Genomic DNA, 23,753 nt, shown 5'->3' on the forward strand with positions numbered 1-23,753 from the left:
GCTTTTTCTGAGTTTTTGTGTTTATAAATATTTAATAACTGTACCTATTGAACAGTACCAGCAAATATGTTATCTTAAGTGTACTAAACGTATTAATACACATAAGCACACCGAGACTTTATTAAAAAGAGAAAAAGGAGGCAGCCTGTCTATGATCGTTTTGGATTATCAGGACAGAAGACCGCTGTACGAACAGATCGTGGAGAAATTCCGGCATCTGATCCTGAACGGGGCGCTAAAGCCTGGGGAGAAGATGCCCTCTGTCCGGCAGCTGGCGATGGATTTATCCATCAACCCCAACACCATACAGCGGGCTTATATGCAGCTGGAGCAGGAAGGCCTGATCTACCCGGTGAAAGGGAAGGGGAATTTTATTGCAGACAGCCAGGAAGTGCGAAAGGCCAGCGTAAATGCTTACAAAAGAGAACTGAAATCCCTGATCCAGAAAGGAAAAGCAATGGGAATGGAAGAAGAGGAGCTGATCTACATTATCAGGGAATGTTACAAGGAGGGAATGTCATGATAGAAGTCAGGGAATGCAGCAAGGCCTTTGGTCAGACAAAGGCTGTGAATCAAGCAACTCTTGACATTGGAGACCGGGAAGTATTCGGTCTTGTAGGGAGCAACGGCGCCGGGAAAAGCACTCTGCTTCGGATGATGGCAGGGATTATCCGACCGGATCAGGGAGAAATTCTTATCGACGATCTGCCTGTGTACGAGAATGAGGAAGCCAAGAAGCTGTTTTTCTATATCTCAGATGACAGCTATTTTCCACCGAACTATACAGCGGTGGATATGGTACGGTTCTACCGGAACTTTTACCCGGAGTTTCGCATCAAGCTTTTCCATGAACTGATGGATCAGTTCCATCTGGAAAAGAAGCAGCGGATTTCCTCATTTTCCAAGGGAATGAAGAAGCAGCTTCTTGTGATCATCGGCGTTTGTGCCGGCACCAAATATCTTCTTTGCGATGAGACCTTCGACGGTCTTGATCCGGTGATGCGCCAGGCAGTGAAAAGCCTTTTTGCATCAGAGATCATGAACCGGGAATTTACTCCTGTGATCGCATCCCACAATCTGCGGGAGCTGGAGGATATCTGTGACCATGTGGGGCTTTTGCACAAGGGAGGAATCCTTCTTTCCAAAGACCTGGAGGATATGAAATTCCATATCCACAAGATCCAGTGCGTTCTTGGAGGCAGGCAGCAGGAGAAGGAACTGGAAAAAGAACTTCAGGTGCTGAAGGTACAGCATCAGGGCTCCCTTCTTATGATCACGGCAAGGGGAACCAGATCAGAAATCGTGGAGAAAGTCCAGGCGAAAAATCCTCTTTTCATGGAGGTGCTTCCTCTGACTCTGGAGGAAATTTTTATCAGCGAAACGGAGGTGGCTGGCTATGAAATCAAAAATTTATTCTAGCCGTTATATGAAAATTTCATCGAAAGGAATGATCTGGATTCCGGCATTTGTCACCATCGGCTTTTTGCTGGCGTTTCCGGTGACGGAGCTGATCATGCTGGGAAATTGGTTCGGAATGGAGTACACCGCCGAGCAGATCAGCCTCCTCTATGAAAATTTATGGCGGAATGGCTTTATGGTGAGTGGTCTTGCGGTGGCTGCTCTTGCGGCGCTGTTTAACGGGATCAGCCAGTTCTGGTATCTGTATTCCCCTAGGAAAATTGATTTTTACCACAGTCTTCCGGTGAAGCGCTCCAGAATGTTCTGGTACAAAAGCCTGCAGTCCCTTTTGTACTTTCTGCTCCCTTATCTGGTGATGGAATTTTTCAGCGTGTGTATCGGGGCAATGCGGGGATTTTTCAGTTTGCATCTGATGAGAATGGCATTTGTTATGCTGGTATTTCATCTGCTTCTGTATCTGCTGCTGTATTTTTCTGTTGTGCTGGTGATCTGCATTACAGGACATCTGCTTATGGGAGCGTTGCTTCTGGTGGCTGCGGCAGCTTATGGGCCAGTGTTTTCTGTGCTGCTGGATCTTTATGAAAGGGCATTTTATTATACCCGCAGTGAGAGTTCCTATTGCCTTGTGAAGGTGCTGAAAGAACTGATTTCACCAGTTGCCCTTGCCTATACTTTTGTGAAAAAATATGCAGAAGGAAATTATGGCGGGATGCTGATCGCGGTGCTTCTGGTGACAGCTGTGCTTGGCGGCCTTGGATACTGCGCTTTTGTACACCGAAAATCAGAAAGAACGGGGATGGCATTTGTTTTTCCCTGGGCAGGCACTGCTGTAAAATTCCTGGTGGTGGTTTCAGGCGGTCTTGGAATCGGCTTTGTTTTCTATATGCTGTCAAATGACAGTTCCAGAACGATCTGGTGGATTTTTGGATTGATTCTTGGAACGATTCTTTCTGGCGGTATTATGGAAATTATTTATTACAGGGATTTCCGGAAATTCTTTTCCCATAAGCTTCAGTTTGCAGTGAATGGAGTTTGTGTAGCCCTTGTGGCATGTGTGTTCTTTTTTGATCTGACTGGATATGACGAATATATTCCTTCCTATGATAAGATTGAAAATATAGCGATCGGATCTGCAGATAACAGTTGGGAAATTGCTTATAACGTGAAAGTAAATGAGGACGGCACTGTCACCATGCTGGATTCAGGGGATTCTGTGGGAAATGATCTGGGTGTTGACCAGAATATTTATGAAATCATGAAAAAACTTGCAAAAGAGAGCAAGGCAGCCTACAAAGAAATTTTGCAGGACAGCCATTCCATGTGGTCCAGTAATCTGTGGGATCCTTCTGGAAATACATTAGGAATCAAGGTGCGGTATGATCTGAAATCCGGAAGTGTTGTTTATCGTAAATATATGGTGGGCCTGGATGATATCAAGAATTTGTGGAAAGAGGGCATGACTGAGGGAACCCTGAAGTCAGAGTACTATTCCATTTTGGAACTGGATGACAAATATGTGGATGAGGTGAAATGTGATTTTATTACGGGACAGTCGATTTCCCTTTTCCAGGATAATAAGGCGAAGAAGCAGCTGCTGGTGGATGCTTTGAGACAGGATATCAAAGAAGCGGATTCAGAGGTGCTGACAGGGGAACCTTGTGCAGGCCTGAGTATTGGCTATTCTGGTGTGCCGTTTGTGGAAAGTGTGAACGCTATGGGAACGGGGCAGACAGGAAATTATTATTTTTCCCCATGTTTCTATGTATTTCCGCAGTTCAAAAGGACAGTTGAAATTTTGAAGGAAACAGGGTATCCTATCTCTATGGATGATGTGGATCTGAGTTCTGTGGAAGTACAATATTATATGGATGAATACCACAATGAAGTTTCATCCCCAATCGTTTACGATCAGCCAGAGCAGCTGAAGGAACTGAAAAAAGTTCTGAGATGTTATCAGCTGGTACCATTCTGGGAAAAAAGAGAAGAGGAAAGTTGGGACAGCCTGAAGGTTGTGATTGGTGGTGTGGAATCGGAGGCATCCTGGGCAATTCTGGAAAAGGATGTTCCGGAATTTATGAAAGAAGATTCACAGAGGGCATTGTCTTTTGAAGTTTTAGAAGAGGAATAAAGGATAGAAGGTAAGGGATAATAAATGGGAAAAGCAGTGAGACTGGACAAATTTCTGGCGGATTCAGGAGCCGGCACGAGAACAGATGTGAAGAAGCTGATCCAGAAGGGAATGGTTCAGGTAAATGGTGAGAAGGTGAAAAAGCCGGAACTGAAGGTGGACCCGGAGAACGATGTGGTGGAGTTGGGCGGAGAGCGCCTTGGGGCACGGGCAGAGTTTATGTACTATCTTTTGCATAAGCCAGCCGGGTATGTGAGCGCCACAGAGGATACCAGGGAGAAGACGGTTCTGGAGCTGGTTCCAAAGGATAGCAGGCGGAATCTTTTTCCAGTAGGGCGCCTTGATAAAGATACGGAAGGATTGCTTCTTATTACAGATGACGGCCAGCTGGCCCACCAGCTGCTTTCCCCGAAAAAGCATGTGGACAAGACTTATTTCGCTGTGACGGAAGGTAAAGTGGTGCCGGAGGATATAGAGAAGATCCGGGAAGGCGTGGATATCGGAGACGAGGAGCTGACCCTTCCGGGAAAGCTGGAGATCCTGAAAACCTGGGAAGTACAGATGCCTTCTGCATCGGTGAAAAGCACAGAATCAGAAGCTAAGTGGCGTTCCGAGATTCTTCTTACCATCCACGAAGGCCGTTTTCACCAGGTGAAGCGCATGATGGAAGCGCTTGGCAAAACGGTGATCTATTTGAAGCGAATGTCCATGGGGCCGCTGGTGCTTCCGGAAGATTTCCCGAAAGGTCAGTGCCGGGAATTGACAAAAGAGGAACTGGCAGCTCTGAAAGAAGGCAGATAGTCTGCCCGGCAGAATATTTGCATAAAAGGAAAAAAGCCTGAAAATAGCGGAAAATTTTGCAAAAACCCTCTTTACACGGAGGGTTTTGTCATGTTATAATGCAAAAGTTGTAAACCATCAAACACGCATAGAGATTCCCATGGATGGTGCCCTGACGGTGTGAGGTTGGGTCCGATAGGAAAGAGATCTGTGCGGAAGAATTTAACCAAAAGGAGAAAAAGACATGAGCGTTATTTCAATGAAACAGCTTTTAGAGGCAGGTGTTCATTTCGGACATCAGACAAGAAGATGGAACCCTAAAATGGCTCCATACATCTACACAGAGAGAAATGGTATCTACATCATCGACTTACAGCAGTCTGTAGGAATGGTTGACGATGCTTACAATGCAATCGCTGATATCGTAGCTAACGGAGGAAACATCCTTTTCGTTGGTACTAAGAAACAGGCTCAGGACGCTATCAAGACAGAGGCTGAGCGCTGCGGACAGTTCTATGTAAACGAGAGATGGTTAGGCGGTATGCTTACCAACTTCAAGACTATCCAGAGCCGTATTGCAAAGCTGAAAGAGATCGAGACCATGGAGTCTGATGGAACATTCGATGTTCTGCCTAAGAAAGAAGTAATCGCTTTAAGAAAAGAATTAGACAAGCTGCAGAAGAACCTTGGCGGTATCAAAGAGATGAAGAGACTTCCAGATGCTATCTTCGTAGTAGATCCTAAGAAAGAAAAGATCTGCGTACAGGAAGCTCATACACTTGGAATCCCGCTTATCGGAATCTGCGATACAAACTGTGATCCAGAAGAACTGGATTACGTAATCCCGGGTAACGATGATGCTATCCGTGCTGTAAAACTGATCGTTTCCAAGATGGCTGACGCAGTTATCGAAGCAAACCAGGGACAGACAGACGCTGAGGGCGAGATCCAGGCTGAGTCTGAAGAGTTCGCTACAGAGGAATAATTTAAGAAACTCCCGGATGACAGCCATGAGTGATTTATGGCTGCCTGCCGGATTCTTACCACACATTATCAATCAGGAGGAAATGTAAAATGGCTATTACAGCAGCACAGGTAAAAGAGTTAAGAGAGATGACCGGCGCTGGTATGATGGACTGTAAGAAAGCTCTTACAGCTACAGAAGGCGATATGGATAAAGCAGTAGAGTTCCTTCGTGAGAAAGGTCTTGCTACCGCTCAGAAGAAAGCAAACCGTGTTGCAGCAGAGGGTCTTTGCAAGACACTTGTTGCTGAGGACTCAAAGAGCGCAGTTGTTGTTGAGGTTAACTCCGAGACAGACTTCGTTGCTAAGAACGAGAAATTCCAGCAGTATGTTGCAGATGTTGCAGCTCAGGCTCTGACAACTACAGCAGCTGATATCGAGGGATTCCTTGCAGAGGCATGGACACTTGATACCACTAAGACTGTTAAAGAAGCTCTTGCAGCTCAGATCGCAGTTATCGGCGAGAACATGAACATCCGTAGATTTGCTCAGATGAAAGAGGAGAATGGTTTCGTTGCTTCTTACACACATATGGGCGGAAAGATCGGCGTTCTTGTTGACGTTGAGACAGACGTTGTAAACGACGCTGTGAAAGAGATGGCTAAGAACGTTGCAATGCAGGTTGCAGCTCTGAAACCTCTTTACACAAGCGACAGCGAAGTAAGCGCTGAGTATATCGAGCATGAGAAAGAAATCCTTATGGCTCAGATTCAGAACGATCCTAAGGAATCCCAGAAACCGGAGAAGGTTATCCAGGGAATGATCCAGGGACGTATCAAGAAAGAGCTCAAAGAGATCTGCCTTCTTGACCAGGTTTACGTTAAAGCAGAAGACGGAAAACAGTCCGTTGGAAACTACGTAGCACAGGTTGCTAAAGAGAACGGCGCTAAGATCACTATCAAAGGATTCGTTCGTTACGAGACCGGCGACGGAATCGAGAAGAAGGAAGAGAACTTCGCTGAGGAAGTTGCAAAGCAGATGGGTATGTAATCCATTAGCTTAAGTTTTCATTATATTATTTTAATAAGTCTAAATTTAAGTATTTAAAGGCCCTGAAAGCCTTATAAACACTACGTTTCACAGTGATTATAAGGTTTTCGGGGTTTTTTTCTATATTTTTCTAAAAAAATCCTAAATACCGCCAAGCATCGCTGGAAATCACTAAGAATCTTCTAAAATTGAGTATTGAGTAAGGAAAAACTGAGTAAAAGCAAAGGCTTGCAATCTTCAGCGAAGTTACTCAAATTATCAGCGGTTTCATCAGATCACCATAATTTTCAAAAAACAAATTATAAACTTAAAAACCAATTTTATAAGGAGGAGATCAGTATGGCAAGTACAGCGATAGGTGCAGCTGGCGAGGATGCTCGCACAATAACTTTTATGAACAAAGAACATAAGGAGTTCTATTTGGAATATCTGCCAAAATGCAGATGGAAAGATGTATATCACAAAGCATTGGTATATTGTCTTGGAATCGACAGAGATACACGAAAACACGTTAACAGAATTTATGATTTTAAAAATGGCAGTGTGAAGCCAGAATGTCTGCAGGAAGGATGGCAGACAAGTGGTAGTGTCAGAGTTGTACGCATGGCATTTAATCTCTACTGCAACGGTACACCCAGTGTCTATGACTATGAAGATGCGGAAAAGCAGTTATCGGAGTGCAGCTGTTATACAGTAGAAGATCTGTTTTGCTGTGGGTATGCAAAATTCTTTTGGGAGGCAATAAAGATACGTTATCCGGAATATTGCTCCTAAAAATGATTGGAGGTCAAAAATGCTGAAAATCAGATTACAGGGAACAACAAATGAACTGAAATGGTTTCGAAAAATATTGGAAAAGAATAGTAACTTTGAAATTTTAAGTATATCAGAGCCTTATCCAAATAAGGGGACAAACAAATATTTTCGTGTGTATGTAGACGTCGAAAGAATCAGACATTAGGAGGAAAAGTTATGCGCAGAGTAATCGCAATCGCAAATCAGAAAGGTGGAGTGGCAAAGACCACTACCACTATCAATCTTGGAGTAGGACTGGCCAAGGAAGGAAAGAAAGTTGTACTGGTTGACGCAGATCCACAGGGACATTTGACAATGGGACTTGGATTTCCAAAGAATTTGAGAGTGACACTGAAAACAATGATGGAAAATATTATCATGGGATTAGAGTTTGATCCCAAGGAGGCCGTTTTACATCATGCAGAAGGAATAGATGTGATTCCATCTAACAAACTACTTTCGGGAATGGATATGTCATTGTTCACAGTAGAGGACAGAGAAAAAGTTTTAAAGGAGTATTTGGAACTTCTGGAACAGGAGTATGACTATATTTTAATTGACTGTATGCCCTCATTGGGAATGTTGACAATCAATGCCCTTACTGCAGCTGACAGTGTATTGATTCCGGTACAGCCACAATATTATGCGGCAGATGGACTTATGGAATTGCTGAAAGTTGTGAAAGGAATTCATCAGAGATTCAATCCAGCTTTACAGATTGAGGGAATTTTGTTTACTATGGACAGTTGTCATTATAACAACTCAAAGAGAAACAAGCAGGCAGTGCGAGATGCTTATGGAGCAGAGATTAAAATTTTCAATCAAACGATTCCAAGAACAGAAGCTCTTGCCGAAACTGCATCAGAAGGTGTCAGTATTTTTTCTTACGATGCAAAAGGAAAAGGTGTGTACAGTTATCAGGCACTTGTCCAGGAGGTGCTGAATCATGCGTAAACCTAAGAAAGAAATTCAGCTTACTTCTTATGATGAATTGCTTGGAATCAATGAAGCTGAACAAAATAGCTTCAATCAGGTGGTTGAAGTGTCACTAAACGAGTTATATCCGTTTAAAAATCATCCATTTCATGTAAATGATGATGAAAAAATGGATGAAACCGTAGAAAGTATTAAGAATTATGGAATTTTGAATCTGGCACTGGTACGTCCTCGTCCAGAGGGTGGATATGAATTAATCGCTGGTCACAGGAGAAAACGTGGTTGCGAACTGGCTGGAAAAAGTAAAATGCCAGTACTCATACGGAACTATACCGATGATGAAGCCGTAATCGTTATGGTGGATTCTAATATACAGAGAGAAAATTTGCTTCCAAGCGAAAAGGCATATGCTTATAAGATGAAGATGGATGCAGTAAAACATCAGGGCATAAAAGAGGAAAACGCAGTTTCTGTTGACAGTGCAGATCTGGTTGGACAGGCTGCAGGTGACAGTGGAAGAACCGTTCAGCGTTACATACGTTTGACCTGTCTTATTCCGGAATTGCTGAAATTGTTGGATGAAGGAAAGATTAATTTTACAGTAGGTGTTTCATTAACCTATTTATCAGAAATGGAGCAGATTTGGGTGAAAGACTGCATAGTGTCTGGAGCAAGCTCTGTTACAGGTTCAATGGCAACAAAACTGAAGCAATACAGCGATGAAGGTAATCTGACAGAATTAGCGGTACAGCTTATTCTGAATGAAAAGAAAACAGAGACAGGAAAAGTTACTTTAACTGAAAAGAAAATACGAAAGTATTTCCCAAAGGAATATAACAGAGAACAGATTGAACAGGTTATCTATGAACTGCTTGATAACTGGAAGAAAAGCCAATAACGAGGGAAGGAGGGAAAGCAAAATGGCAAAATCCGAAAGCACAAAAATAGAGTTTGGTTATTTTCACGATTATGAATCGGAACAGTTTGCTTTTTACCGTATTCCCAAAGTATTATTCACAGATGAATATTTCCGTAATCTGTCCAGCGATGCAAAGGTTCTTTATGGGCTGATGCTGGACAGAATGGCTTTGTCTATCAGAAATAATTGGGTGGACAATGAGGGGAAAGTTTATATCATATTTACATTGGAACAAGTGATGGAATATATGAATTGCGGAAAAGACAAAGGTGTGAAAATTCTTGCAGAATTAGATACTGATAAAGGAATTGGTTTGATTGAAAGAGTAAAGAGAGGATTGGGAAAACCAACAATTATTTATGTAAAGAGCTTTGTATATAGAAAAGAAAAAGTATTAGATTCAGCAGAGAATGATAACCGAAGTCAAGAAGTCGGAAAAGCCGAAGTCAAGAGTTCGGAAAAACCGAAGTCTGGAGTTCTGGAAAGTCGAAGTCAAGAGTTCGGAAAAACCGAAGTCTGGAAGTCGGAAAAATCGAAGTCAAGAGTTCGGAAAAACCGAACTACAGAAGTCGGAAAAACCGACCCTAATAATACTAATTATAATTATACTGATATTAGTAATACTGACAGAAGTAATACTGATCTTATCAATCTTTCAGATTCTTCCGAACAGCAATCAATGGATTTGATGGAAGAGATGGAGTTATTCCAGATGAATACTGCACTTGTAAAAAGAAATATTGAATATGACTGTCTTGTACAACGATGCAGACTAGGGGAACAGCAACAGTTGGATGAAATTGTGGCACTAATTGTGGAAACAATCAGCATAGAACGGGAGAATATTACGATCAGTGGAGTGAAATACCCATATCAGTTCGTAAAAAGCAGATTATTGTTGCTGGAAGAAAGCCACATAGAGTATGTACTTGACTGTCTGCATGAGAATACCAGGGAAGTAAAGAACATAAAAGCGTACTTGCTTACCTGTCTTATGAATTCAATAACGACAATAGGCAATTATTACCAGGCAAAAGTAAATCATGATATGTACGGAGGTGGCATATGAGAGGAAAAGGAATTATAACAAAATTGATAATTCCTGGTGCAATAGCTATGATTATCTGCTTAATTGTTCACCCTATGTGCATGAATGGTGAAATATTAGACTGGAGAAAATTATTGCTTTTTGTGGGAATACCTTTCGGAATCCAGAAAATGTTTTTGTTGGTCGTTCCAAGAAATGTGGGGACAGGGGAAATGCTTGGTTTGGTGGTACTTAAACTGATGGTAGGAAGTTTGATTGGAATAGGGGTTCTTGCCTGGAGATTATTAGCTGTAGCAGGCATTTGGCTAAAAAACGGCATTTCTGGAATTATATGGATCATAAAAAGACTGAAAGAAATGGTGATCAAAAATGAGCGAAAAGCAACTGGAAAAATTGTATTATAGCATTTATCCAATGAATCAATGTGAAACACAAAGTAAAAGTTATGAAGAGACAAAGGAACTGTGTGAAACATTAGAAAAGGAAATGATAAGTCTAATGAGTCCGGATCTGCAGGCAATGTTTGAGGATTACAAGGAATATACTTTAAATCTTAAACAAACAGAACAGAGAGACGCTTACATAGATGGATTAGCGTTTGGGATTCGCACAATTTCGGAAGCCTTTTTACATGAGAACAAAAATAGAATATGGTGATTGAAAAAGCAGTCTGTCAAGGCTGCTTTTTCTGTACCGCTTACATAGGAGAATGAGATGTGATTGATTTGATAATTATTATTATGGCAGGAATAGTGCTTTTGTTTTTGCTGTGTTGTTGCTTTATGGTTGCAAGGCTGTTGGATGAGGAAATATCTATGTATGGATATGAAGGAAAAGAAAACTGGGAAAGGGAACAACTTCCCGACAAATTGTCGAGAAGTTCAACAGATGAAAGACATGGAGATAAATGAAAAGATTCGTTATTTTCGGAAACAGAGAGGGCTATCGCAGGAGCTGCTTGCAGAACGAACAGGAATTAATGTGAATACAATTCGGAAGTATGAAATAGGCATACGAAAGCCGAAAGTAGAACAATTAAAGAAAATTGCGAATGGACTTGAAATTAGTGTAATAGAATTTTTGGATATTGAAATAGAAAATGAAGCGGACTTGATTGCTATGCTGAAAAAAATCAGTCCGTTTTTTAAGTGGGACGGATTGCTTCATGTATTGGAGGGGGAAAAGTTTTTATGATTGGTGTAGGAAGTGCATTGATATCGCTGTTTCTGGTTTTGGTTTGTTATTCATTAACACTGACAGCGAAAAGAGCAGATGAAAACTTATTGATGATCTGTGAACAGAATCAGAAAATTGAAGAAGAGAAAGGAAAGCAAGAAATGGAATCAAAGAGAGACATTTTGAGAGTGATTGAAAAAGAAATCAAAAAAGGAAGTGCGCCAGTTGCATTTGCGGGTTTGGAGTTTTCCGAAGAATGTTATCATTTGGTAGATAGTCAGGCTAAGATGAACCAACTTTTAGATTATTTTTTTCGCAATGAAGAATACGCAGCTTTGGCAGATCGGCAGGTGAAAAGTAATATCTATGCAGAAATGGGCAAAAGGCTGAATTTCCGTAGTGCCAGATCTGATCGAGACAGAAAGAATATGGAGGTAGCGGCGAAACGATGGATTAAGAAAAAGCATCCAACATTTGATGGTGATGTATATGTCGAAAATATCCGGTGTTTTCTGGATATTTCCCAGGAAGAGTTAGAAAAACGTAAATGTACAGTCAATGAACAGGATACGACAGCACTTATTTTCAGCCAGAAACATCTTGAAGCATTATACTTGCAATGTCTTATGCACAGACGAAACGCAATGCAAGAGGTTCTGGAATTAAAAGGTTTGTCAGAAACGTGCAATCGGATTTATAAATTGCAGGATGTAGATGTATTATTTCAGTGTTTACTGATGGATCAGATGGATTGGGAAGAAGGAAAGTTGTATGTGCAATTCAGTACTGTATATTTATTACTGAGTTTAAGAAATAAATGACAGAATAAGTATGATTGGTTATAATAAAATAAATTGAACAAATAAGTAGAGGGAGGGTCTGATGAATAAAGAAGATCATTTTATAGATACAGATAAATTGGGTGATGTGTTACTTGAGTTTTCAAAAAAAATAAGTCGTTTCTCACAAAATATACCAGATACTTTATTTGGAAGTTTGACAGAATTTTTAAAAAATATACCAGATGATGTTAAGAATACGCAACTTTTTGCAAACGTTCAAAAACTAAGTAATTATGATTTGAATTATGAAGATGTCTGGTGGTTGGTAGACAGTTATGGGCTTATTGATAAAGAAGATGCGGAAGAAGAACTTATGGAGTATTATGAGCAAGAAAATAAATTACATTGTTATATAAAAAGTATTATAAGCAATCCGTCCATAAGTGAACGTGAAAAATTAGTAATATTGTTATCACATATAGAACCGTTAATATATAATACTTTAAATTACACGAAACAGCCTTATTCAAAAGTGAAACAAATAGTAAAACGAATGTCTATAGATGAAAATGAGGGAATGTCTTCTGAGAGTGTGGGAAAACTTTACGTTATGGGAATTACATATGTAGTGTTTGCAAATACTGACGCTTATACAAAGGAAATTGATAAAAGAATTCCGTTTAGAAATAATATTCTGCATAATGGGATTGTTGAATATGGAACGGATGATATACATAGTGCATATGAGTTGTTAGTTGAGTTCATTTCAATGCTGGTATTCATAAAAAAACAGCTTATTAATGAAAAAACAAAATAGAGAATTTGTAGCCGGTTGCTCCATTTTATTAGAAATTGGAATCAGCCGGCTTTTTATATTTTAAAGAATACTTCTCGACAATTTGTCGGGAAGTGGAAAGGAGCCAAATTCCGATGAAAATATATCTCCCCCATCTGTTAGTTCCACCATAATTTGCTGATCAGAATCGAAAGGAGGCGTGCAAATTGCAGGAAGAAGTTACTCAGAAAACAATCGCATTGTCGGTTAAAACTGCAAGAGTGACTGCCGACGTGTTAAAAAATATGCTGCGGAAGTATCTGTCAGGACAGAAACAAAAAGGAAAGAATCCTTATAAGGTTGGAAAACAGTCATACAAAGAACTGAAAAGCCAGGGTTCTGGTTTATCCAATATTGAAATCACAGATGGAAATATCAAGTCCTTTGAGCGTGTGGCGAAGAAATATCGCTTAGATTTTGCCTTGAAAAAAGACAGTTCGACCAAGCCACCGACTTACTATGTGTTCTTTAAAGGGCAGGATACAGAAATGATGAATCTGGCATTTAAGAAATATTTGGGTGTACAGATGAATAAAAAGGATAAACCATCTATTATGAAAAAACTTATGCACTTTAAGGATGCTGTGTCTAAAGGAAAGAACAGAGAACGAGCAAGAGAACAGCAGAAAGACAGAGGGCAGAGTTTATGACGGAGAAAAAACGGCAGCATAAGAAGAAAAGAAGAAAAGTTCAGCATATCAGAGGCTCTCCGAAAAAGAGAAAAATATCTGGAAAAGCTTTTTTTTCTTCAGAGAGTATCCCAGGAAAAATGCTTGCGGATGTGAAAAATCAGATTACGGATAAGGCAAGTGAATTGAAGAGGACAGATCAGAAAAAGCTGTTTTTAGCTAATTTCCCCTATCTGATGTTTGCTTATTTTTTCAATAAGATTGCCTGGCTGTATCGGGTAAACACCGGAGCAACTTCCTGGGATAAATTTATGAACACTATTACTTATTTTGAACTGGCGTTTCGGAATCTCTGGCCAAGTTTGAATTATATGGATCTGTTTTGGGGAATCGCAGGAGGCGTGGTTGTAAAATTTGTTATTATTTACCGCACGAAAAATGCCAGGAAATATCGGCTGGGTGTGGAGTATGGTTCTGCCAGATGGGGAACAGAAAAAGATATACGACCATATGCGGATCCAGAATTTGAAAATAATATTATTCTCACAGAAACAGAGAGTCTTACTATGTCAAGCAGACCAAAGAATCCGAAATACGCCAGGAATAAAAACATTCTGGTAATTGGCGGTTCCGGTTCTGGAAAAACCAGATTTTTTGTAAAGCCTAACATTATGCAGATGCACAGCTCTTATGTGATTACTGATCCGAAGGGAACTGTGCTTCTGGAAGTTGGCAGTATGCTGGCAAAAGGCAGTCCGATGACGGATGAGAATGGAAAAATCGTGCGGGACAAAGAGGGAAAAATTATATACGAACCGTATAAAATCAAAGTTTTGAATACAATTAATTTCAAAAAATCCATGCACTATAATCCATTTGTATATATCCGCAGTGAAAAAGATATTCTAAAACTGGTAACAACCATTATTGCTAATACCAAAGGTGAAGGGCAGCAATCGGGTGAGGATTTTTGGGTAAAGGCGGAAAAACTCTATTATTGTGCCCTGATTGGTTATATCTGGTATGAAGGCAGGGAAGAAGAAAAAAATTTTAATACTCTGTTGGAAATGATCAATGCGTCAGAAGCCAGGGAAGATGATGAGAATTTCAAGAATCCAGTGGATCTGATGTTTGATGAACTGGAGCAGAAAGACCCGAACCATTTTGCGGTAAGGCAGTACAAAAAATACAAGCTGGCTGCAGGTGTTGTATGCTCTAAAAGACTTCTTAATCAGATGATTTGGAAGTCTCTTAGAACACACAACTTTACATACCGAAGAAAGGAGACAAAACCATGAGCAAAAGCGAGAAAATCACTGCTCTTTACGAGCGTTTGAGCCGAGACGATGATATGGATGGCGAGAGCAACTCCATATCCAATCAAAAAAGACAGTTGGAAGACTACGCTGCCCAGCATAATCTTCCTAATATCGTCCATTTTACGGACGATGGCATAAGTGGCACTCGATTTGACCGCCCCGGATTTCTTGCCTTGATGAAAGAGGTCGAAGCCGGGAATGTGGAGTATCTGTGCCTAAAGGACATGAGCCGTCTGGGGCGTGATTATCTGAAAGTCGGTCAAATCATGGAAATTCTGCGACAGCAAGGTGTCCGTCTCATTGCTATCAATGATGGCGTTGATACTGCCAGAGGGGACGATGATTTTACCCCTTTCCGAAACATCATGAACGAATATTACGCACGAGACACCAGCCGTAAAATCCGTTCCACTTTCCAAGCAAAAGGCAAGACAGGCAAGCATCTTACAGGCTTAGTAATCTATGGTTACCTCTGGAATGAGACAAGAGACCAGTGGCTTGTAGATGAATATTCGGCAGAGGTTGTAAAGCGTATCTTTTCAATGACGATTGAGGGCATGGGACCTTATCAGATAGCAAACAGGCTGAAAGAGGAAAAGGTACTCATTCCCTCTGCATATCTGGCACAGTTCAACGAGGGTGTGAACAAAAACAAGACTTTCAAAGATGTTTACGGCTGGGGTTCTTCCACCATCTGCAACATTCTTGATAAGCGTGAGTATTTGGGACACACCATCAATTTCAAGACCCGAAAGCATTTCAAGGATAAGAAAAGCCATTATGTGCCGGAGGACGAATGGACGATTTTTGAGAATACCCATGAAGCCATCATTGACCAAGAGACCTTTGACCTTGCACAGAAAGTCAGAAGCAAGGTACGCCGTTATCCCGATGGCTGGGGCGATGTTGCACCGTTGACGGGCTTGCTCTATTGTGCTGATTGCGGCGGCAAAATGTATGTCCACCGCTTTAACAACGGCAAACGCATTTCGCAATATACCTGTTCAAAGTACAGCAAAATCCCTGTTGGGACGCTCTGCAAGACCCAGCACCGTATCAATGAAAGTGTTGTGTTGGAGCTGGTAAAAGACCTATTGAAAGCCATTGCCGAGTATGCCAAGCATGAACGAGCCGAGTTTGTCCGAGTGGTGCAGGAGGCACAGTCCAGCCAGCAGACAGCAGAGGTCAAGAAACAGCGGACACGCCTTGCAACCGCAAAGCAGAGAATATCCGAGCTGGAAGTCCTGCTCTGCAAAATCTATGAGGACAACATCTTAGGCAAGCTCTCTGACAGCCGCTATGCCACCTTAGACGCTCAATACGAAAAGGAACAGAAAGAGTTGACCGCTGAAATCAGCACGCTGGAAAAGGCAATCAGTGACTATGAAAAGCACGAAAAGGACGCTGACCGTTTCATTGCTCTGATTGATAAATACGAGAATTTTGACGAGCTGACCATTACCATGCTCAATGAGTTTGTTGAAAAAATCCTTGTGCATGAGCGTGACCGAAAAGGCAGTATTCAGACCACGCAGGAGGTTGAGATTTACTTCAATTTCGTTGGGCGTTTCGTCCCTCCGAAGTTTGCGGAAGTAGAGCTGACCCCAGAGGAATTAGAGGAAATCCGCAAGCGTGAGGAACGCAAGGACAGACTTCATCAGAATTACTTGAAGCGTAAAGCCAGCGGTTGGCAAAGGCAGTACGAGGACAGAACAAAAGCAAAGAAAAAGGCTGAAATGGACGCAAAGAAAAACGCTCTCCGAGCCGAGGATATAGCAAAGGGCGTGTTCATTCCTGTCAGCAATATGCCGAAGTTAGAGCCGAAAATCGCACCACAGAAAGGAGCTTAATCATGGAACTGAATTTTATCAAATGTGGGGACTACTACATCCCAGACATCAAAGTGAAAAATCCGAATATCCGTCTTGGAAAATGGGGACGGATGCGGAAAGAGTATCTGCGACTGGCTAATCCGGTGCTGTTCTCCGACATGGTGCTGAATGAAACCCTCTATGAGCATTGTGCGGAGATTGAGGAAACAGCCAAGAAGCGTATGGAAATCATCGTGCCGCAGCTTGCAAAGGCATACGGTGTGACGGAGCAGCTCAAAGCAGAGAACCAAATCGAATGGGTTCGGCAGATGAACGCTTGTGTTGCACAGGCTGAGGAAGCTATCAAGGGCGAGTTGATTTACTGCTGAGAAAGGAGCATGAATTTATGATTTTAGAAGCAATCTTCAACGGAGAGATTTATCCGGCAGAAACGGTAGTACCGAAATCAGAGAAGTTTCGGGAAGCTGGACAGGCAATCGCAGACACCATGCGATACTTTGAGCAGACATTGAGCAAAGAAGATTATGCGAAGCTGGATAAGCTCAATGACCATTTTGCAGACTGCCAGACCATGCAGACCGAAGAACATTTCAAGTATGGTCTTTCAATGGGTGTTCTGCTAATGAAAGAGATATACGAACTGTCCGATTTTAAGTAAAAAAGTCAAGTGCAGAACCAACAATTTAATATCGTGAGCAAAGCGACAGGTATTTCTATTCTGAGTATCTGTCGCTTTTATTTTATCAACTATCAAGGAGGACTTTTGAATGAAAATGAACCTGAATGAAATGAAAACCCTGTATACCTTTGGTTGCCCGAACCGTGAAGCAACGGTTGAGCGTTTGCGTTATGTGGCTGCCCTTACACCTGATCCAGCGGCAAAGAAACTGTTTTATATGCTGTCGGTCAAGTTGAGTGACGAAAAGTGCGACAAATGGTATCGTTGTTTCTACTACAATCTGCGTTTGCAGATGCAGGAATACTACCAGCACAAGGCAGTCATTATGGATAGTTGCTGGAATCATCACATGGAGAGATGTTATGGCGAAGCTGACGAAGTATGAAAAAGAAACAATCATCCTCTTTAATGAGGGCGAGGACACAGCCAATATCTACACCTACAATGCCAGCCTGCGAAAGCGACTGGCATTGTTCAGTAAAAAGCACCCCGACCTCTGCAAGTTGGAAAAATCCCATGAGCAAGGCGGTGTGACTTATCTGCTGAATAAGTCCAGACTTTCTATCCGTCTGCAACCGCCGTACAGCGAGGAACGCAGACGAAAAGCAAGCGAGAACGCCAAGCAAAACGGTTTCAATAGCCAGATGGAATGATGTAGCATTTTGGGTTGATTTGCGGTCAAAATGTCGGGTCTGCACTTGATGTTTTCTTTGGCTGTTAGCTAAAAAATACAGATTATATGAGGTGTACAATGTTGAATTAGAAATACAGATATGATATACTTCGAGTAAGGACATAGTCCTGCAATTATAAATTATAAACATAAGCTGTATACGGAAAGAAGGATTTTGATATGAATTATAAGCATCCTAATTTATTCGTTATGATACCATACGAAGAACGCAATAGAGTATCAGGCTATTTTGATTTAAGCGTTGTTGGAGAAGAATATGCAAAGTTACTTGGTGATTTAACAGATGAATTATCAACATATGCCGTGTCTAAAAATGATGTTGGAGAAAATGCTGTAATTATCCCAATACTGAGAGCAGGAATGTCTATGTCAAATAGATTGACAAAAAGGTTGCCTAAAGCAGATGTTGCACGAATTAGCATGAGACGTAATTTGCATACATTAAAACCATTTGTTGCTTGGGATGAATTTGAACAGATAAAAGAACCAGAAAGTAAAAGAGTTTTTATCACAGATCCGGCACTTGCTACAGCTGGTAGCATTTTGAAAACACTGGAACACATGAAAAAGTATGGTTTCAAAGATGAAAATGTAGTTATTATGGCAATGTTCGGATGTCAATCTGGAATAGAACGAATTTTTAAGGAGCATCCAGAAGTGAAGCTATTTTTAGTCCATATGGCAGACGGAATTAGAGAAGATGGGTATTTACTGCCGTATAATGGAGATACCGGAGATAGATTATATGGAGTAAGAGAAAATGAATATGTAATTTGATAATGTGGAGGTAAAATTATGAATTCCAGAGAATTATTAAATGCGCTAAGTGTCGCTGAGCGTTTAAAAGATACGACAAGGCATTGCTATACATCGAAAGGAAGACACGAGAGTGTAGCAGAACATAGCTGGATGATGACGCTGATGGCTTTTTTTATGCGGGATGAGTTTCCAGATGTTGATATGGATAAAGTTATTCGTATGTGTATTATTCATGATTTGGGTGAATGCTTTACAGGAGACATTCCTACCTTTGATAAAAAGCAAGTGCATGAGGATATAGAAGAAAATTTACTATTTAACTGGATAGATACGTTACCGTCTTATTATGCAGAAGAAATGAAAGCTCTATATAATGAGATGACAGAAAGAAAAACTGTCGAAGCTAAGATATATAAAGCTATTGATAGCTTGGAAGCTTTAATTCAGCATAACGCTTCTGATTTATCTACATGGATTCCGAAAGAGTATAAATTAAATTTGACTTATGCAGATGACCGAGTGAGTTTTTCAGAATATCTTACTACATTACGACAAGCTATACGAGAGGATACACTTGCAAAGATAGAAAAATAGTTATAAGTATTGTCTAAGCCAAAGGCGATCAACCGTAAAAAGTTGGTCGCTTTTGTTTTATCCATTATTGAGAAAGGAGCTTGCCTATGAGTAAAGAAAAATTGGAAAAATTGGAGCGTGAGAAATATGTGGTCGAGCGAAAGCTGACCGCAGCCATGCACAAGGAAAAACGATTGCAGAGCGAACTAAAGCGTTTGACCCGAAGTGGGCGAACCCACCGCCTTTGCACTCGTGCCGGAATGTTGGAAACCTTTTTGAAAGAGCCAACCACTCTGACCGATGATGATGTGATGGAGCTTTTGACTTTCATCTTCCACAGCGAAGCGATTCAAAAGAAGCTGGACTTGCTGATTGAGAACCGAAAGGAAACGGAGCAACCGAACGGGAGCTAAAAGACCCTTTTGGAAAAAGGGCGCAATTATACACCACCTAAAGATGGTGATTGCGTTCTGCCGAAAGCCCCATGCTGGGAGCCGATGATTTCCGCAGTCTGCTCCAATCATCCAGGGGAAGCTACACTTCCCCTGCGTTGGCTTTGCCAACTACCCCTTTGTAGACTTGCCGCCGAGAAACGATTGCAAGCAATCATTCCCCGACAGCAAGTTTATATTCCACCACCTGACCGTTGCTGAAAAGTATCGGTCATTTTTTGTTGCACCGAAAGGAGGTTCACACAAATTGCCAGTACCACATTTTAATATCAAAATCACACAGCGAAGCAAAGGTAAATCTGCGGTTGCCGGAGCTGCCTACCAAGCCGGAGAAAAGCTGTTTTCCGAGTATGACCAGAAAACCAAGAACTACACTTGCAAGAAAGAAGTGGTCTATACGGAAATCATGCTGCCCCCAAATGCTCCACCCGAATATGCTGACCGAGCGGCTCTCTGGAACTCCGTTGAAGAAATCGAAAAGCAATGGAACTCCCAGCTTGCAAGGCGGTTTGTTGCCGCTTTGCCCAGAGAAGTCCCGATGGAGCTATTACCGCAGATGGTCAAAGAATACTGCGAGGAGCATTTTGTTTCTAAGGGAATGTGTTGTGATTTCGCAATCCATGACCCCGACCCACCGGGACACAATCCGCACTGTCATTTCATGCTGACCATGCGAGCCATTGATGAAAATGGAAAGTGGCTGCCTAAGAGCCGAAAGGTTTATGACCTTGACGAGAACGGCGAGCGTATCAAGCTCCCCTCCGGCAGATGGAAAAGCCATAAGGAAGATACCGTTGACTGGAACGAACAGTATCATGCCGAGGAATGGCGGCATGGCTGGGAAGTTGTTCAGAACAAATATCTGGAGCTTGCCGGAAGTCCAGAACGGATTGATATGCGTTCTTATGAGCGACAGGGACTTGACATTATCCCAACCGTTCACATGGGAACTGCTGTCTCTGCGTTGGAGCGAAAAGGCATTGCGACCAACATCGGCAATCTGAACCGAGACATTAAAGCCGCTAACCGCATGATGAACGCTATCCGCAGCACCATCAAAAATCTGCGTGACTGGATCGCTGACATTCTGGAAGCTACCAAAGAAGTCCTTGCAGAGAATGAAGCAGCAAAGAAAAATGCTTCTCCGAACCTTGCCGTTCTACTGCGTGATTATCTGAATCTGCGAAAGGCAGAGCGTAGCGAATGGTCGAGATACGGACAGCAGAAAGGCACGACCGATGATTTGAAAACCATTTCCCAAGCTACCGTCTATCTACAACGGCATGAGCTTTTCACGCTGGAAGATTTGGACATCGCTCTGCAAGGGGTGAGTGAAAAGGCTACTGCCATTCGTGAAGATATGCAGACAGCCGCTAACCGCATGAAAGCTATCACAACCATTCAGAACGCTGTCGCTGATTGTGAAAAGCATAAAGCAGTCCATGACAAGTATATCAAAATCGGCTGGAAAATCAGAAAGGAAGCCTATGCCGAAAGCCACAAGGACGAGCTTACCGCTTTTAACAAGGCATACCGCACTTTGAAAAAGCATGGGGGTGATTTGAATGTGGACTTGAAAGCCTTGCAAAAAGAATATGACGATTTGAAGATTTCTCATACTAATCTGAAAGCACAGCTTGCCGCAGTCAACGAGGAATTGAAGCCGATGAAGGATATTCGCTACTGGGTCGGTAAGGTTCTATCGCCGGAACAGACAGCCACGAAACAGCCAGAGCCGAAGCATTCTCTCAAAGAACGCTTACTGTACGAACAGGAACAGAAGAAACAGGTGCAGAAAGCACCAAAACAGAAAAAACAGGATATGGAACTTTAACAGGCACTTGCCGTTTTCACTATGAAAATGTCGAGTGCCTTTTTTGTTTCCCGAAAGGATGATGCAATGAATGTATTTGAAGCAGTAAAACAGAATGTAACTACCAGACAAGCGGCAGAGCTGTACGGTATTCGTGTGGGTCGCAATGGAATGGCGGTCTGCCCCTTTCACAATGATAAGAACCCCAGCATGAAACTTGACCGCCGCTTTCATTGCTTTGGCTGTCAGGCAGATGGAGACGCAGTTGACTTTGTTTCCCGACTGTTTGGCTTGCCGAGCAAAGAAGCCGCTATGAAGATAGCTGATGATTTTGGTATCAGCTATGACAGCAGACAGAAACCGTCAATCAGACCAAAGATACGAGAACCTACCCCGGAGCAGAAATATCAGCAGGAAGAAAATCATTGCTACAAGGTGCTGTCTGATTACTTCCATCTTCTGAGGAAGTGGGAAAAGCAATACGCACCACAACGGACGGATGAAGTGTGGCATCCGCTTTTTGTGGAAGCGTTGCAGAAGAAAAGCTATATCGAATACCTGCTGGATATTCTTCTCTATGACACTCCCGAAGAAAAGAAAGCTCTTGTAGCCGAACAGAGAAAAGAGGTGATGAAACTTGAACAGCGAATTGCAGGACACACAGCCGAGCATGACCGTGGAAGAAGTCAGAGGAAGTCTGGACTTGACCGATAACGGAGCGATCAAGAACAGCATACGAAACTGTCTGACCGTCTTTCAGAATGACCCTGTTCTGCAAGGTGCTGTCCGATATAACATTCTGACGGAGCGTATCGACATTGTGAAGCCGCTTTGGTGGAGCAAGCAGACAGCGACCTTGACCGACACGGACTTAAATTATCTCATGCTCTATCTGGAAGATAAATATAGTCTGACCAGCGAGAAGAAAATACAGAAAGCTCTTTCCATTATCGCTGACAGCAACAAATACCACCCCATTCGAGATTATCTGAACGGTCTGGAATGGGACGGAACAGAACGCATCCGCTATGCCTTGCCCCGATTTCTCGGAGCTGAGGAAAGCGAGTACACTTACCAGGCATTACGGCTGTTCATGTTGGGAGCAATCAGCAGAGTGTTCAAACCGGGCTGTAAGTTTGAAGTTATGCTCTGCCTTGTGGGTGGACAGGGTGCAGGAAAGTCCACTTTCTTCCGTCTGCTGGCAGTCAAAGATGAATGGTTCTCCGATGACCTGAAAAAGATTGACGATGACAATGTGTACCGCAAAATGCAGGGACATTGGATTATCGAGATGTCGGAAATGATTGCCACAGCCAACGCTAAGAGCATTGAAGATATTAAGTCCTTTATCAGCAGGGCGAAAGAAACCTATAAAGTGCCGTATGAAACCCATCCGGCAGACCGCTTGCGACAATGCGTGTTCGGCGGTTCTTCCAATACGATGGACTTTCTGCCCCTTGACCGAAGCGGCAACCGTAGATTTCTGCCTATCATGGTACACCCCGAAAATGCAGAGGTTCACATTTTGGAAGATGAAGCCGCATCCAGAGCGTTCATTGATATGATGTGGGCAGAAGCCATGTTCATCTATCAGAACTTTCCTCTAAAGCTGACCTTATCAAAGGATATGGACAAGGAGCTGAAAGAATTGCAAAAGCAGTTTATGCCGGAGGACACGAAAGCAGGACTGATTCAGTCTTTTCTTGATAACTTCAAGGGTACACAGGTCTGCTCCAAGCTGATCTATGCAGAAGCTCTGAACCACCCTTTTGACGAGCCGAAGCAATGGGAAATCCGAGAAATCAATGAAATCATGAACAACAGCATTGAGGGATGGAAACCGTTTTCCAATCCACGCAGCTTCGCCAAGTACGGCAGACAGCGAGGGTGGGAACGCATACCACCGCCCGACAACGAGCCATCGGCAACAGGCTCAAATCTGACGGATGGTTTTCGAGAACTGACAGAGGAAGAAGCCCGACAGATGGAACTTCCATTCTGAAAAAATGACCGTGTTGCCGAGTAAGTTGTTATCCCGTTGCCGACCCCGTTGCAGGGCAAATCTCTTAAAAGTCCTTTATTTTCAAGGGGTTTTCTTCTCTGACAACGAAAGCAACGGAGAAATCAAAGAAAAAAGTAAAAATAGTAAATAAGCCAGATAGGACTATGTTC

General features: G+C 42.2%; 27 protein-coding genes and 1 pseudogene. All 28 read left to right on the forward strand.

Translation table 11 applies throughout. From position 1 onward, the window contains the following. Window positions 1-151: 151 nt before the first annotated feature. Window positions 152-523 carry a GntR family transcriptional regulator gene (locus H8S54_RS12420; protein ID WP_186901597.1) on the forward strand — a complete coding sequence of 124 codons (372 nt, stop codon included), beginning with the start codon at window positions 152-154 and terminating at the stop codon, window positions 521-523. Beyond that, window positions 520-1,419, forward strand: coding sequence for an ABC transporter ATP-binding protein (locus H8S54_RS12425; protein ID WP_021926610.1), 900 nt, complete (start codon window positions 520-522; stop codon window positions 1,417-1,419). Before H8S54_RS12420 ends, H8S54_RS12425 begins: the two co-directional genes overlap by 4 nt. Then, window positions 1,397-3,547 (forward strand): DUF6449 domain-containing protein, encoded by a 2,151-nt coding sequence (locus H8S54_RS12430; RefSeq protein WP_186901598.1) that lies wholly within the window; start codon window positions 1,397-1,399, stop codon window positions 3,545-3,547. Before H8S54_RS12425 ends, H8S54_RS12430 begins: the two co-directional genes overlap by 23 nt. Window positions 3,548-3,571: 24 nt before the next feature. After that, window positions 3,572-4,348 carry a pseudouridine synthase gene (locus H8S54_RS12435; RefSeq protein WP_117854374.1) on the forward strand — a complete coding sequence of 259 codons (777 nt, stop codon included), beginning with the start codon at window positions 3,572-3,574 and terminating at the stop codon, window positions 4,346-4,348. Window positions 4,349-4,571: 223 nt separating this feature from the next. After that, a complete protein-coding gene (gene rpsB, locus H8S54_RS12440; RefSeq protein ID WP_117854373.1) occupies window positions 4,572-5,312 on the forward strand; it encodes a 30S ribosomal protein S2 in 741 nt (246 codons plus the stop codon). An 89-nt stretch (window positions 5,313-5,401) separates the two neighbouring features. Continuing rightward, window positions 5,402-6,340, forward strand: coding sequence for a translation elongation factor Ts (gene tsf / locus H8S54_RS12445; protein ID WP_186901599.1), 939 nt, complete (start codon window positions 5,402-5,404; stop codon window positions 6,338-6,340). Window positions 6,341-6,679: 339 nt separating this feature from the next. Then, a complete protein-coding gene (locus H8S54_RS12450; RefSeq protein WP_118608517.1) occupies window positions 6,680-7,114 on the forward strand; it encodes a DUF6075 family protein in 435 nt (144 codons plus the stop codon). 19 nt (window positions 7,115-7,133) lie between these two features. Then, window positions 7,134-7,301 carry a DUF3970 family protein gene (locus H8S54_RS12455; protein ID WP_173765543.1) on the forward strand — a complete coding sequence of 56 codons (168 nt, stop codon included), beginning with the start codon at window positions 7,134-7,136 and terminating at the stop codon, window positions 7,299-7,301. Between the two features lie 11 nt (window positions 7,302-7,312). Next, window positions 7,313-8,089 (forward strand): ParA family protein, encoded by a 777-nt coding sequence (locus H8S54_RS12460; protein WP_186901600.1) that lies wholly within the window; start codon window positions 7,313-7,315, stop codon window positions 8,087-8,089. Beyond that, window positions 8,082-8,969: a ParB/RepB/Spo0J family partition protein gene (locus tag H8S54_RS12465; protein WP_186901601.1), complete on the forward strand. Its 888-nt coding sequence runs from the start codon at window positions 8,082-8,084 to the stop codon at window positions 8,967-8,969. Before H8S54_RS12460 ends, H8S54_RS12465 begins: the two co-directional genes overlap by 8 nt. 22 nt (window positions 8,970-8,991) lie before the next feature. Next, window positions 8,992-10,059, forward strand: coding sequence for a DUF6017 domain-containing protein (locus tag H8S54_RS12470; protein ID WP_186901602.1), 1,068 nt, complete (start codon window positions 8,992-8,994; stop codon window positions 10,057-10,059). Next, window positions 10,056-10,442: a DUF6050 family protein gene (locus H8S54_RS12475; RefSeq protein WP_186901603.1), complete on the forward strand. Its 387-nt coding sequence runs from the start codon at window positions 10,056-10,058 to the stop codon at window positions 10,440-10,442. The genes H8S54_RS12470 and H8S54_RS12475 overlap by 4 nt, the downstream gene beginning before the upstream one ends. Further along, window positions 10,408-10,695 (forward strand): DUF6809 family protein, encoded by a 288-nt coding sequence (locus tag H8S54_RS12480; RefSeq protein WP_015541255.1) that lies wholly within the window; start codon window positions 10,408-10,410, stop codon window positions 10,693-10,695. Before H8S54_RS12475 ends, H8S54_RS12480 begins: the two co-directional genes overlap by 35 nt. A 162-nt stretch (window positions 10,696-10,857) precedes the next feature. Beyond that, entirely contained in the window at window positions 10,858-11,232 is a 375-nt protein-coding gene (locus H8S54_RS12485) for a helix-turn-helix domain-containing protein (protein ID WP_186901604.1), read from the forward strand. Further along, window positions 11,229-12,035, forward strand: a complete 807-nt coding sequence (locus H8S54_RS12490; protein ID WP_186901605.1) for a hypothetical protein — start codon at window positions 11,229-11,231, stop codon at window positions 12,033-12,035. Before H8S54_RS12485 ends, H8S54_RS12490 begins: the two co-directional genes overlap by 4 nt. A 61-nt stretch (window positions 12,036-12,096) precedes the next feature. Then, window positions 12,097-12,813 carry a hypothetical protein gene (locus H8S54_RS12495; RefSeq protein ID WP_015541258.1) on the forward strand — a complete coding sequence of 239 codons (717 nt, stop codon included), beginning with the start codon at window positions 12,097-12,099 and terminating at the stop codon, window positions 12,811-12,813. A gap of 185 nt (window positions 12,814-12,998) precedes the next feature. Next, window positions 12,999-13,481: a PcfB family protein gene (locus tag H8S54_RS12500; RefSeq protein WP_117457903.1), complete on the forward strand. Its 483-nt coding sequence runs from the start codon at window positions 12,999-13,001 to the stop codon at window positions 13,479-13,481. 119 nt (window positions 13,482-13,600) lie between these two features. Further along, window positions 13,601-16,629, forward strand: a pseudogene (locus tag H8S54_RS19050) (recombinase family protein). Between the two features lie 2 nt (window positions 16,630-16,631). Then, window positions 16,632-16,979: a TnpV protein gene (locus tag H8S54_RS12510; RefSeq protein WP_118208749.1), complete on the forward strand. Its 348-nt coding sequence runs from the start codon at window positions 16,632-16,634 to the stop codon at window positions 16,977-16,979. Between the two features lie 17 nt (window positions 16,980-16,996). Continuing rightward, entirely contained in the window at window positions 16,997-17,269 is a 273-nt protein-coding gene (locus H8S54_RS12515; protein WP_054332353.1) for a DUF6809 family protein, read from the forward strand. A gap of 109 nt (window positions 17,270-17,378) precedes the next feature. After that, window positions 17,379-17,675 (forward strand): ferredoxin, encoded by a 297-nt coding sequence (locus H8S54_RS12520; protein ID WP_243176811.1) that lies wholly within the window; start codon window positions 17,379-17,381, stop codon window positions 17,673-17,675. Beyond that, window positions 17,653-17,943: a hypothetical protein gene (locus H8S54_RS12525; protein WP_054332354.1), complete on the forward strand. Its 291-nt coding sequence runs from the start codon at window positions 17,653-17,655 to the stop codon at window positions 17,941-17,943. The genes H8S54_RS12520 and H8S54_RS12525 overlap by 23 nt, the downstream gene beginning before the upstream one ends. Before the next feature lie 200 nt (window positions 17,944-18,143). Beyond that, window positions 18,144-18,761 carry a uracil phosphoribosyltransferase gene (gene upp, locus H8S54_RS12530; protein ID WP_004612916.1) on the forward strand — a complete coding sequence of 206 codons (618 nt, stop codon included), beginning with the start codon at window positions 18,144-18,146 and terminating at the stop codon, window positions 18,759-18,761. Window positions 18,762-18,779: 18 nt separating this feature from the next. Beyond that, complete coding sequence (locus tag H8S54_RS12535) at window positions 18,780-19,337, forward strand: HD domain-containing protein (protein ID WP_004612915.1); 558 nt, start codon at window positions 18,780-18,782, stop codon at window positions 19,335-19,337. 86 nt (window positions 19,338-19,423) lie between these two features. Then, a complete protein-coding gene (locus tag H8S54_RS12540; protein ID WP_054332355.1) occupies window positions 19,424-19,729 on the forward strand; it encodes a DUF3847 domain-containing protein in 306 nt (101 codons plus the stop codon). A gap of 286 nt (window positions 19,730-20,015) precedes the next feature. After that, window positions 20,016-21,602, forward strand: a complete 1,587-nt coding sequence (mobQ, locus tag H8S54_RS12545; protein WP_186901606.1) for a MobQ family relaxase — start codon at window positions 20,016-20,018, stop codon at window positions 21,600-21,602. Window positions 21,603-21,668: 66 nt separating this feature from the next. Further along, complete coding sequence (locus H8S54_RS12550; protein WP_054332357.1) at window positions 21,669-22,295, forward strand: CHC2 zinc finger domain-containing protein; 627 nt, start codon at window positions 21,669-21,671, stop codon at window positions 22,293-22,295. Beyond that, on the forward strand, window positions 22,231-23,583 hold the full coding sequence (locus H8S54_RS12555; protein WP_174884193.1) for a virulence-associated E family protein: 1,353 nt from the start codon (window positions 22,231-22,233) through the stop codon (window positions 23,581-23,583). The genes H8S54_RS12550 and H8S54_RS12555 overlap by 65 nt, the downstream gene beginning before the upstream one ends. Window positions 23,584-23,753: the final 170 nt, after the last annotated feature.

The sequence above is a fragment of the Blautia segnis genome, assembly GCF_014287535.1.
GTDB lineage: Bacteria > Bacillota > Clostridia > Lachnospirales > Lachnospiraceae > Blautia_A > Blautia_A acetigignens.